Origin of the sequence: Nocardia sp. NPDC059764, assembly GCF_042732555.1 — a bacterium.
In the GTDB taxonomy this organism is placed as follows: Bacteria; Actinomycetota; Actinomycetes; order Mycobacteriales; family Mycobacteriaceae; genus Nocardia.
Genome location: NZ_JBHWHH010000062.1, coordinates 26,849 through 37,803 on the forward strand (window position 1 = coordinate 26,849; position 10,955 = coordinate 37,803).

Here is a 10,955-nt window from a genome sequence, read left to right on the forward strand (position 1 = left end):
CCGAAGAGCGAAGAGTCGGCCCTTCCTCTGTGACAGTCAGTCCGGTGCTCGTCTGTGATACCGATAGAGGTGGAGCGGTCCTAGCGAGCGGCTGGGCCGGAAGCCTCGGGGGAGCTATGACTGCAATTGCCAGGTTCGGTGCGATCGCACTCGACAGCCGCGATCCACGTGGACTCGCGGTGTTCTACCGCGCACTACTGGATTTCGACCTGCGCTACGAATCAGACGAGTTGGTCGTGCTGCAGGGCTCGAAGGTGACGTTGACGATCGAGCATGTGGCCGACCACAGGCCACCGGACTGGCCGAACAATGTGGTGCCCAAGCAAATGCACCTCGATCTGTTCGTCACCGATCTCGATGCCGCAGAGCGGGCAGCCATCGACTGCGGCGCAACCAAACCGGACTTCCAGCCCGCCCCCGAACGCTGGCGGGTGCTTGTCGATCCTTCGGGCCATCCCTTTTGCCTGACCATTGCGCCCGGCACCGATCGATGATTCCGCGCGACCACCTGAAAGTGCCGAGCATCCGTTCATGCCGCTGATGGTTCGCGGTGCTCAACCTGGTGCGGTTTGACGAGAGGCTCGATGCCACGCAGGATCGATTGTGCGATGGGTGATTCATGCTGGTAGGACTGTTGGGTCCGGTGATGGTGGAGGCTGCAGACGGGGCGCGGGCGCCGGTCGGGGGGCCTCGGGTGCGGGCGTTGCTGGGGTTGCTGGCGTTGGAGGCTGGGCGGGTGGTGCCGGCGGCGCGACTGGTGGATGGGGTGTGGGGGGAGGATCCGCCTGCGGGGACGGGGAATGCTTTGCAGACCTTGGCGAGTCGGTTGCGGGCGGCGATGCCGGGTGTGGTGCGGAGTGATGGGGGCGGGTATGTGCTCGAGCTTGCGCCCGAGGATGTCGATGCGCATCGGTTCACTCGTGAGGTGGCGGCGGGGCGGGCGTTGCTTGCGGCTGGGGAGGCCGAAGCGGCAGTCGCGCGCTTTGATGCCGCGTTGGCGTTGTGGCGCGGGGAACCGTTGACCGATGTGGGGGAGTCGGAGGTATTGCGTGCTGCGGCACTGCGATTGACCGAGCAACGGCTGGACGCAATCGAACTGTGGGCGGACGCTTTGCGAGCCTCGGGTCGCGGCGGTGAGGCGCTGCGTGAGCTCCACGCGGAGGTGGTGGCGCATCCCTACCGTGAGACGCTGGCCGCGCGGCTGGTGCGGGCATTGGCGTCAGCGGGACGAACATCTGAGGCGGTGCAGCAGTTTCAGCGCATTGAGTCTTTGCTGCGAGAAGAACTCGGCACCGCGCCTGCCGAGGTGCTGCGCTCGGCTTTGTCTGAGATCCATACCACCGCGCCTCGGGATCGCGTGGTCGCCGAACCTGCCATCGAGACGAAATCGGGCTCGAATTCGACGGGAGTCGCGGAAGTATCCAGCACCAGCGGTACATCGAAGATCGCCGCGTCGCTGCCCCGGCGGCACACCAGTTTCGTTGGACGCGGCCACGATGTGGAAGGGGTGCGGCTGGCGCTGCGCGAGAACCGGCTGGTGACGCTGTCAGGTTCCGGGGGCGTGGGGAAGACCCGACTCGCGGCCGAGACGGTCGGGGCGCACGCCGTGGATTGGGCGGATGGTTACGCCTTCGTCGAACTGGCCGCACTCGAGCGCGAACGAGCCGACCGGTCGGCTGTGACCGCGGTCGGGGTGGCGATAGCGAATGCCCTCACCCAATTCGAGCGACCCGACGAGCTGTCCACGGAGTGGGCCGACGTACTGGAACGGACGCTGTCCGGCAGTCGAATGCTGCTGGTACTCGACAACTGTGAGCATGTCGTGGAGGCAGCCGCCCGTCTGATCGACGATCTCCTGCAGCGGCTCCCCCTGCTGCGGGTCCTCGCCACGAGCCGGGAACCGATCGGCGTGGACGGCGAGCGGCTGTATCCGGTCCGGACCTTGGATCTGCCTGAAGCCGATGCCGATTTCCCCGCTGCCGTCGCATCACCTGCGGTCCGCTTGTTCATCGACCGCGCCACGGCGGCGCTTCCGGATTTCGTTTTGTCCGAAGGCAATTCGGCCGGTATCCGGGCCATCGTGCGCGAACTCGATGGCATGCCGCTGGCCATCGAACTGGCCGCCGCTCGCCTTCGGAGCCTGCCGCTACCGGAGCTCGAGGCACGGCTCACCGATCGATTCCGGCTGCTCACCAACAGCACTCGTCACGCGGTCGCGCGCCATCGCACCCTGCACGCGGCGGTCGCCTGGAGCTGGGAGCTGCTCACCGATGCGGAGGCCACCGCGGCGCGGCGCTTCTCCCTCTTCGCGGGTGGTGCGACCTTGGACGCCGTCATCGGCGTGTGTGGTCCCGACGCCATCGACACGGTCTCCTCGCTGGTGGCGAAGTCGCTGGTGGACTTCGATGGGCAGCGCTATCGAATGGCCGAGACCATCCGAGCCTATGCGACCGCCGAACTGACCGCGGGCGGCGAGGCGGACGCGGTCGCCCGCATCCATGCCGACTACTTCCTGGAATTCACGGACGCCGCCGCGCATGGATTGCGCACGACCGCGCAACCGGATTGGCTCGCGCGCCTGATCGCCGAACACGGCAATGGTGAGGCCGCTCTGCGCTGGGCCCTGGAGGTCGGCGACGGCGAGCGTGCGGTTCGCCTGTTCGCGAATCTCGTCTGGTACTGGCTGCTGCGCGGATTGCACGCGGACATCTCCGAACGCCGCCGCGAGGTCCTCGCCCTGCTCGGCGACACACCACCGCCGGGCTGCACCGGGGCCTACCTGGCCTGCCGGTACGCAGAGGACGTGCCGGCATACTTCACCAACATCTGGTGGGGTCAAATCCGGGAGAACACCGGGGAATTCGAGCGACTGACCCGCGCGGCCCTCACCGAGGACCGGCCCCCGCACCCGATGTTCGTCTTGATCCTGGCGCTGCGTGACCTGCTCGGCGAGGATGACCGCCTGCTGACCGCGTGCACCACCTCCGACGATCCGTGGTTGCGCGGAAATGCGCTGATCGCCAAGGGTTTCGATGAACTCGGCGGCGACCATCCGGCCCGCGCGCTACCGGCACTGGAGGCGGCCGTGGCCTGCCTGAGCGCGCACGGCGACGCCCGGTCCCACAGCCGCGCCCTGATCTCCCTGGCCAGCTACCGGACCCGGATGCTCGGCCTGGACAGCGCTCGCCCCCTGATCGCGAGCGCGCTGGAACTACTGAGCCCCGATCTGGGCGCCGGCGAGCGCATGGGCGTGCTGCTGTTCACCGCCGACATGTACCTGGTCGGCGGCGACGCGGATGCCGCGGCGGCCTACATCGATCGGGCCGAAGCCGTGATCACGCCGCACATCATTCCCGCGCCCGGGCGCTTCCTGACCGCGATGCAGGCGCACCTGGCGCATCTGCGCGGCGACGACGACGGCGCGATCGAGCTGTACCGACGCATGGCCGAGTATCCGCTCCCCATCGGCCCGCCGCCCGCGGGCCGCCACGACACCGTCCGCTTCGTGAACCTGGTCTTCGTGACCACCGCCCACGCGGCGGCCCTGGTCGCGGCCGGTCGGCCGGACGACGCGCTGCGGGAGCTGGCGGTGCCCCGCGATCTGGCCGCCCAATCCTCGGCGGCGCTGCTGGCCGAGATCGGAATCGGTTATGCCCTGGTCGCGCTGGCGAAGGACGCTCCGGGCAGCGCGGCGCGGATTCTCGGCGCCACCGACCGGATCAACCGGCGGGCCGGAGTGATCCGCATCGGCCCGTTCCGGCGGCGCGCGCTCGACCAAGCGGAGGCGGCGCTCGGCGCGGCGCGCCTGGGCGCGGAGTTCCTCGCGGGCGCACGACTTCCGGACGAGGCGGTGCTCGAACTGCTGCGTACCGTTCGCTGACAACGACTGTCAGCGGACGGTACGGGCCGCACTGGATGCTCGGGACGCGAATCCCACCGATCCAGGAGTGCACATGCCCGTCCCCTCGAACACGGAATCCATTGGTTCCGTGCGTGGTTCCCGCCGACCAGGTGGCCACCATCGCCGCGGCTCGACCGCGACCGCCCTGTCGGTGCACGGTCTCACCGCCGCGATGGTGGCCACCAGCGGCGTGCTGGTGCTGCGACGTGAGAACCGGTGAGCGCCCGATGAAGACGCTGGTCACCACCGCCCACATCTACATGATCATCGGCGTGTTCTCGGGGCTGTACTACCGCGAGATCACCAAGATCGAACATTTCACCGGGCAGACGCAGCTCGGTGTCGTGCACACCCATGTGCTGGCGCTGGGGATGCTGTTCTTCCTCATCGTGCTGGCCGTGGAGAAGCAGTTCACGCTCAGCGCCTGGAAGAGCCTGTTCGCCTGGTTTTTCTGGCTGTACAACACCGGCCTGGCCATCACGATCGCGGTCATGACGCTGCACGGAACCCTCACCGTGCTCGGCAAGAACAGCAACGAAGCCATCGCGCTGGTCGCCGGTCTGGGCCACATTTTGCTGACCGCCGGGCTGATCGTCTTCTTCATCGCTCTCGGCAAAGCCGTCGAAGCCAGCCGAACCGTGCGCACCGCAGCGGTATTCGCTGAGCAGGAGGCACCGTGAGCACCAGTCACGACGCCCTCTGGACGCACGATGCGGTCTCGCTCGCGGCGCTGATCGCTGCGGGCGCGGTCACCGCGTCCCAGGTCGTCGAGGCGCACCTCGACCGCATCGCGGTGGTCGATTCCGAAATCGGCGCGCTCGCTACGATATTCGCCGACACCGCGCGCACGGAAGCCGCCGTGGCCGACCGCAGGGCCCCGGTCGGGCCACTGCACGGGGTCCCGGTCACGGTGAAGAACAACCTCGATGTCGCGGGCAGCCCGACCACCTGGGGCGTGGCGGGCGTCGCACAGTCCGTCGCGACCGCGGACGCACCCGCGGTGGCCGCGCTGCGGCGAGCCGGGGCGATAGTCATCGGGCGAACCAACATGCCGGACTTCGCCACTCGCTGGCACACCGACAACGACGCGGCGGGCCCGACGGTGAATCCGTGGTACCCGACACGCAGCCCGGGCGGTTCCAGCGGTGGCGACGCGGCCGCGGTGGCGACGGGCATGACGCCCCTGGGCCTGGGCACCGACTTCGGCGGTTCGCTGCGGGTGCCCGCCGCGTTCTGCGGGGTCGCCTCCCTGCGCACCACCCCCGGCCGGGTGGCGGTGGCATCCAGCCTGCCCGGGTCCGCACCCGCGCCGACGAACCAACTGTTCGCCTCGCCCGGCCCCTTGGCGCGTACCGTGCGTGATCTGACGACGGTGTTCGAGGTGCTGAGAGACAGCGCCGACGTGCGCGATCCGGGATGGATTCCGGTGCCGGACGCGACGGACACCACCCCGCCCGCGGTCGCGATCACCCTCGGCGACGATATCGATCCGCAGGTGCGGTCCGCGGTGCTCCGCTGCGCCGATGCCCTCGAACAAGCGGGATATCCGGTGGCCGAACTGGATCCGCCGCACCTGGGGGACGTGGCGGCCGACTACGGCCGACTGGTGTCCACCGAAGTGGTGGTGCAGCGTCGTGAGGCCATGCGACGCTTCGGCAGCGCCGGACTCAACACCTTCGTGGACGCGGCGATCAACCTGTTCCCGCCGCTGGACCTGGCAGGCTATATGACCGCGTTGGGTGAGCGTCTCACCCGCCGCGCGGCCTGGTCCCGGTTCCTCGCGGAGCACCCGATCGTGCTCGGCCCGGTCTCGACCGAACTGCCATGGCCGGTCGACTACGACCTCGGCGGCACCGCACAGGTCGCGACCATGTATGCGGCGCACCGCCTCACGATCGCCGCGAACTACCTGTCCCTGCCCGCGGTGACGGTCCCGGCGGGCGTCTCGGTCGAAGGTCTTCCCATCGGGGTCCAGGTGATCACCGCCCCGTTCGCCGAGCGTCGCGCGCTCAGGGCCGCCGCCCATATCGAGGCGGCCTTCCCGATGCCCACACCGATCTCCCCGGCAACCGACCCGACCATGCAGTGCCCCGCCTTCGGTCGGGCTACGGCCGGTGGCTCGGGCTCTGCCCTCTGAACATTTCGCAACAAAGGAATCCTCATGTCACACAACACATTGCGATCTGCTGTGCGCGGACGAGTACTGCTGCCGGGCGACGCGGAGTTCGACAACGCACGTACGCCGTGGAATCTGAACATCGACCAGCCGGTCGCGGCGGTCGTGGAGGTCGAGGACGCCGACGATATGGCCGCCGTGGTCGGGTACGCCCGCAGCGCGGGCCTCTCGGTGACCGCGCAGCCCAACGGCCACGGCGCCTCCGGTAATACCGCGGACAGCATCCTGATTCGCACCGGCCGGCTCGATCAGGTCGAGGTGGATCCGGTGCGGCGGCGTGCCCGTGTCGGCGCGGGAACCAACTGGGGCCAGGTGCAGTCGGCGGCCGCGCCACACGGCTTGACCGGGCTCGCCGGAAGCTCCCCGGTGGTCAGCGTGGTCGGCTACACTCTCGGCGGCGGATTGTCGTGGTTCGGCCGCAAACACGGGTGGGCGGCCGACAGCGTCCGGGCTTTCGACATCGTCGACCCCGAAGGCCGTCCGGCCCGGGTCACCGCGGAATCCGATCCGGAGCTGTTCTGGGGATTGCGCGGCGGCGGAGGCGATTTCGCGCTGGTGACGGCCATGGAGTTCGATCTGTTCCCGGCACCCGCCCTGTTCGGCGGTCTGATCGCCTGGCCGGCCGCGCGGACCGATGCCGTCCGCGCCGCCTTCCGCGAGATCACCGACAACGCCCCGCCCGAGCTGACGGTCTGGCTCAACCGGCTGGAACTGCCGCAAGCTCCGCCAGTCATCGCGATCGCCACCACCTATCTGGGCGAACCGGCGCACGCACGGGAACTGCTGCGACAGCTGGACGCGATCGACGGCGCCCTCGCGGACACGCGCCGGGAACTGTCCCCGGCCGAGCTGGGCGCCATCGTCAACGAACCCACCGCCCCCGGCCCCGGGCTGATCCGCACCGAGGTGCTGACCACCCTCGACGAGACCGCCGCCGAGATCCTGCTTCACACACCGATCGACCCGCTGATGGGCATCCAGCTCCGGCAGCTGGGAGGTGCGCTCGCCGAGCCCACCGACGGCGCGGTCCCATCGTTCGCGGAGCCCTACACCTTGTCTCTGCAGGCGATCGGCTCAGCCCCGGACACCGTCGCCGCGGTACAGGCCACTCAGAAGCGCATCATCGCCGAACTGGGCGCACGAGTCAGCGGCCGCAAACCGTTCACCGTTCTGTCCGCCGGCGACAGCGCCACAGAGGTTTTCGACGCTGGCACCTTGGACCGGCTCCGAAAGCTCAAGCACACCCGCGACCCACACGGCATGTTCCGCTCCAACTTCCCGATCCTCCACTGACCCTGCGGTTTCGAACCCGCCGCCCTGCTGTGCCCCGCGGTTCACGATCGGCGAGGCACAGCACGGCCACGTGGCTGTCACCAGGGCACGGCTCCCGCGTCGTCGATGAATTCGCCCGTCGGGCCGTCGTCGGGCAGGGTGGCGAGTTGAATCGCGACGGCCGCGCCCTGTTGTGGGGTGCGGACGCCGCTGAAACCGTTGAGGTCGGTGGCGGTGAAACCGGGGCAGCCGCAGTTGATCAGGATGCCGGTGCCACTCAGTTCCTTGGCGTATTGGATGGTGACAGCGTTGAGGAAGGTCTTCGACGCCAAGTACGCGGCGGGAACCGGGCCCATATCGATGCTGGGTGTGGTTTGCAGGCTCAGCGAACCGACACTGCTGGACATGTTCACAATTCGCGGCGAAGCCGAGGCTCGCAGCATCGGCAGCATCGCGTTGGTCACCCGGATGACCCCGATCACGTTGGTTTCCACCACGATTCGCACGGTCGCGGGATCGACCGTGGTCGGTGTCTGCGGCATACCGCCGGTGATCGCGGCATTGTTGACCAGGACATCGAGCCCTCCGGCTTGCTCGGCGATCAACTCGGCCGCGGCCGCAACACTCGCGTCGTCGGTCACGTCGAGTGGTACGGCGAACGCGTCGGTCCCGGCCGCGCGCAGCTTCTCCACCGCGGTCTCGCGGCGTTGCCGGTCCCGCGCGCCCACACCGATTCGCCAGCCCAGGGCGCCCAGGCCCGCGGCGATCTCGAATCCGATTCCTTTGTTCGCGCCGGTCACCAGCGCAATCGTTCGTTCACTCACACCGCCGATCGTGCTGCCGACTCGGGTGAGGCGTCCAAGACCGATTGGGTGGGCGACGATACCGCACGGGTATTCGTCCTGTTCAGCGCCCGATACGATGACGTGGTGGAGACCCGGGAGTTGCGATACTTCGTCGCCGTCGCCGAGGAGTTGCATTTCGGGCGGGCGGCGCAACGGCTCGCGATGGCGCAACCACCGCTGTCGCGGGCGATCCAGCAGCTCGAACGGCGGCTCGGAGTCGTTCTGCTGCACCGCGCTTCGCGCGCGATCACGTTGACCGAGGCCGGGTCGGTGCTGCTGCGGGAGGCCAGGCTCGCCCTCGAAGCGGTCGAGGCCGCCGAGCGCCGCACCCGCCGTGCCGCTGCCGACCGGCCCGGTCTGGTGCTGGCCACCAAGGCGGGAGCGTCCAGAGAACTGTTGTCGAAGCTGCTGGACGCTTTCGCAGCCGACCCCGGCGCGGTCGACGTCGAGGTAATGCTGTGCGGGCCCGGCGAATCGGAAGGCCTGCTACGCAACGGGAGTGTCGACATCGCCCTGCTCCAGCGGCCCTACGACACGACAGCCGGATTCGACACCGAAGACCTTTACATCGAGCAACAGGTCCTGGTCCTGCCTGCGGGGCATCCCCTCTCCAACCGACCCCATATGTCGATGGCCGAGGTCAAGACCCTGACGGATCTGCCCCTGCCGCGCTGGCCTCGACGGGATGGGAGTTATCCGGACGGCCCCGGCCCGCAGGTTCGCGACCACACCCAGTTGACCCAATTGATCACGCTCGGACGGGCCTGCGCGCTCATGCCCGAGTCGCTCCGAGCCCAACTACGCGACGATCACGCCATCGTGCCGGTGCCGGACGCGCCGGCCGTCACGACCGTCATCGCCTGGCCGCCGCACAGCAGATCCAAAGCCGTCGCCGACCTCGTCCGGACGGCGACACGCCTGTAGCCGATGCCATCGGCGAATACCGCGTGCTCACACAGCACTCGCTCAGCGCCAGCGGTTCTCCAGCAGCTGCCAGGTGTCGCTGACCGATTCCATGGCCTCGTAGCTGCGGGTGTAGCCGGTTTTGCTGATCCGCCAGACACCGTCGTCGCAGCGGCGGTATTCGTCGGAGTAGAAGGCGGCACCGGAGAGGATTTGGCGCTGTTCGGTGAAGATGACCTGGTCGGTGAGATACCAGGTGCCCGTGGCGGTGTCACCGTCGATGTCGATTTCGGGGTGGTGGCAGTTGTGGACGGTGATGATCGCGGCGGTCAGGCTATTGCGCATGTGGCCGACCAGGGCGTCACGGTCCGGGAATGAGAGGCGGTGACCGTATTCGGCGGTGACATCGGGTGTGAGGGTGTCGGCGAACTCGTCCCAGTTCTTCAGGTCCAGTGCCCGAAGGTAGCGGTACTTCAGTCGACGAATCGATTCGATCGTGTCCATGATCTTCTCCTCGGATTTCAGAGCGCCGTGATGACCGTGGCCGCGTACTTTTCGATCTGTTCGATCCGCTGATCGAGAGTGCGCTCGTCGGGGCCGCTCTCGTGAACCCCGCGGAACCCCACCACCACATCGGTGACCCCCGAATCCGCCAGGCGCCGCACCCCGCCGACCGTGAACGCCTCCCGAGACGCGGCAAAGGTCCGGAACTCCTTCTCCGGAGCCAATTCTCGCCGCAATTCACCCAGTCGCCCGAGTATCCTGTTCAGCTCTTCGCTGCTCCCACCCGCGCTCATCCACCCGTCGCCCCGCACCACCGACCGCCGCAATGCCGCCTCGCTGTGCCCACCGATCAGAATCGGCAATGGCTGCGCGGGAACCGGATTCATCTGGATCTCGGGAATGTCGTAGAACTCCCCGTGGAACTGGAACACCCCGCCTCCGCACAGCCCGCGAACGATATCGATGCATTCGTCGAGCCGCTTGCCCCGCTTCTCGAACTCCACACCCATCATCGTGAAGTCCTGCGGCCATGGACTGATCCCCACGCCCAACGACAACCGGCCCCCACTCAAAGCCGCGACCGACGCCGCCTGCTTGGCAACCAGAACAGGCGGCCGCACCGGCAACTTCAATACGAATGGAGTCACCTCCAGCCTGCTGGTGACGGCGGTAACCGCAGCGGCCAACACCAACGGCTCGATAAACGGCTTCCCCCGCAGAAACTCCCGCGTCCCATCCTCCGTATACGGATACCGCGCGTCGGACTCCGTCGGATAGGCAAGGCTGTCCGCCAAACAGATGCCGGTGAATCCGACCTCCTCGAGCGATCGCGCCAGCGGGAGCCAATGGGCGGGGTCGCCCGCAGCCTCAGCGAAGTGGAATCGCACGACGGTCAGACCTCCTGGATGGCACTGTGACAGGTGCCACCACCATCACCCACCATCCCAGCTTCCTCACCGCAGAGTCTCGATCTCCGGGAACAGCAACCCTGCGGATGGGACGTCCGGCATGCTCGTCACGCGATGGTTCCGCGTCGGCTCGCGATCTGGAAGACCACCACGCGGGGTGTCACCGAATGGAATCCGGGCGGGGGAGTTTGGGCCGCGGGCATGGGAACCGTGTCGCTCAGAGGCGGTTAGACGAGTTCCACTTCGTCGAAGCGGACGGTGAAGGTGTGGCGGCGTTCGTGGAGGACACCGCCTTCGCGGTGGGTGAGGCCTTCGGCGAAGTCGATGCGGAGTTCTTCGCGGCGCAGGTCGACGGTGCGGACTACGGCGCAGATTCCGGAGAATGGCCCGGTCGGGAAATAGACGACGTCACCTGGTCCGTATTCGGTAGTTCCCACGGGGGTCAG

11 protein-coding genes and 1 pseudogene are annotated in these 10,955 nt (G+C 68.0%); 8 read left to right on the forward strand and 4 right to left on the reverse strand.

The genetic code is table 11. The annotated features are described in order from the left end of the window. The first annotated feature begins 116 nt into the window (after window positions 1-116). From ACFV4K_RS16155 to ACFV4K_RS16185, 7 genes and pseudogenes are all read left to right on the forward strand, one after another. Window positions 117-494: a VOC family protein gene (locus ACFV4K_RS16155; RefSeq protein ID WP_379275538.1), complete on the forward strand. Its 378-nt coding sequence runs from the start codon at window positions 117-119 to the stop codon at window positions 492-494. 152 nt (window positions 495-646) lie between these two features. Continuing rightward, window positions 647-835: pseudogene (locus ACFV4K_RS16160) on the forward strand (winged helix-turn-helix domain-containing protein); the annotation flags it as partial. Window positions 836-874: 39 nt separating this feature from the next. Beyond that, window positions 875-3,880, forward strand: coding sequence for an ATP-binding protein (locus ACFV4K_RS16165; RefSeq protein WP_379275558.1), 3,006 nt, complete (start codon window positions 875-877; stop codon window positions 3,878-3,880). A gap of 73 nt (window positions 3,881-3,953) precedes the next feature. After that, window positions 3,954-4,121 (forward strand): hypothetical protein, encoded by a 168-nt coding sequence (locus ACFV4K_RS16170; protein WP_379275539.1) that lies wholly within the window; start codon window positions 3,954-3,956, stop codon window positions 4,119-4,121. After that, window positions 4,108-4,581, forward strand: coding sequence for a DUF2871 domain-containing protein (locus tag ACFV4K_RS16175; RefSeq protein WP_379275541.1), 474 nt, complete (start codon window positions 4,108-4,110; stop codon window positions 4,579-4,581). The genes ACFV4K_RS16170 and ACFV4K_RS16175 overlap by 14 nt, the downstream gene beginning before the upstream one ends. Beyond that, on the forward strand, window positions 4,578-6,038 hold the full coding sequence (locus ACFV4K_RS16180; RefSeq protein WP_379275543.1) for an amidase: 1,461 nt from the start codon (window positions 4,578-4,580) through the stop codon (window positions 6,036-6,038). The genes ACFV4K_RS16175 and ACFV4K_RS16180 overlap by 4 nt, the downstream gene beginning before the upstream one ends. Window positions 6,039-6,062: 24 nt before the next feature. Further along, complete coding sequence (locus ACFV4K_RS16185) at window positions 6,063-7,370, forward strand: FAD-binding oxidoreductase (protein WP_379275545.1); 1,308 nt, start codon at window positions 6,063-6,065, stop codon at window positions 7,368-7,370. A 77-nt stretch (window positions 7,371-7,447) separates the two neighbouring features. Here ACFV4K_RS16185 and ACFV4K_RS16190 read toward each other — a convergent pair whose 3' ends face one another. Beyond that, the gene (locus tag ACFV4K_RS16190) at window positions 7,448-8,173 is read right to left on the reverse strand and encodes an SDR family oxidoreductase (RefSeq protein ID WP_379275547.1); all 726 of its coding nucleotides are present in this window, start codon (window positions 8,171-8,173) and stop codon (window positions 7,448-7,450) included. 48 nt (window positions 8,174-8,221) lie between these two features. On the opposite strand from ACFV4K_RS16190, the gene ACFV4K_RS16195 reads away from it, so the two are divergent. Then, window positions 8,222-9,118 carry a LysR family transcriptional regulator gene (locus tag ACFV4K_RS16195; RefSeq protein WP_379275548.1) on the forward strand — a complete coding sequence of 299 codons (897 nt, stop codon included), beginning with the start codon at window positions 8,222-8,224 and terminating at the stop codon, window positions 9,116-9,118. Between the two features lie 42 nt (window positions 9,119-9,160). On the opposite strand, the gene ACFV4K_RS16200 is transcribed toward ACFV4K_RS16195, so the two are convergent. From ACFV4K_RS16200 to ACFV4K_RS16210, 3 genes are all read right to left on the reverse strand, one after another. Beyond that, window positions 9,161-9,601, reverse strand: coding sequence for a nuclear transport factor 2 family protein (locus ACFV4K_RS16200; RefSeq protein ID WP_379275550.1), 441 nt, complete (start codon window positions 9,599-9,601; stop codon window positions 9,161-9,163). Window positions 9,602-9,618: 17 nt separating this feature from the next. Continuing rightward, window positions 9,619-10,488: a TIGR03619 family F420-dependent LLM class oxidoreductase gene (locus ACFV4K_RS16205; RefSeq protein WP_379275551.1), complete on the reverse strand. Its 870-nt coding sequence runs from the start codon at window positions 10,486-10,488 to the stop codon at window positions 9,619-9,621. Between the two features lie 248 nt (window positions 10,489-10,736). Continuing rightward, window positions 10,737-10,955: hypothetical protein (locus ACFV4K_RS16210; RefSeq protein WP_379275553.1), on the reverse strand; the 219-nt coding region annotated here is incomplete at its 5' end.

Excerpts from the sequence above, each read along its gene's own strand:
- ACFV4K_RS16185 (WP_379275545.1), top strand. The coding sequence starts at position 6,063 with ATGTCACACAACACATTGCGATCTGCTGTGCGCGGACGAGTACTGCTG.
- ACFV4K_RS16155 (WP_379275538.1), top strand. The coding sequence starts at position 117 with ATGACTGCAATTGCCAGGTTCGGTGCGATCGCACTCGACAGCCGCGAT.
- ACFV4K_RS16200 (WP_379275550.1), bottom strand. The coding sequence starts at position 9,601 with ATGGACACGATCGAATCGATTCGTCGACTGAAGTACCGCTACCTTCGG.
- ACFV4K_RS16170 (WP_379275539.1), top strand. The coding sequence starts at position 3,954 with ATGCCCGTCCCCTCGAACACGGAATCCATTGGTTCCGTGCGTGGTTCC.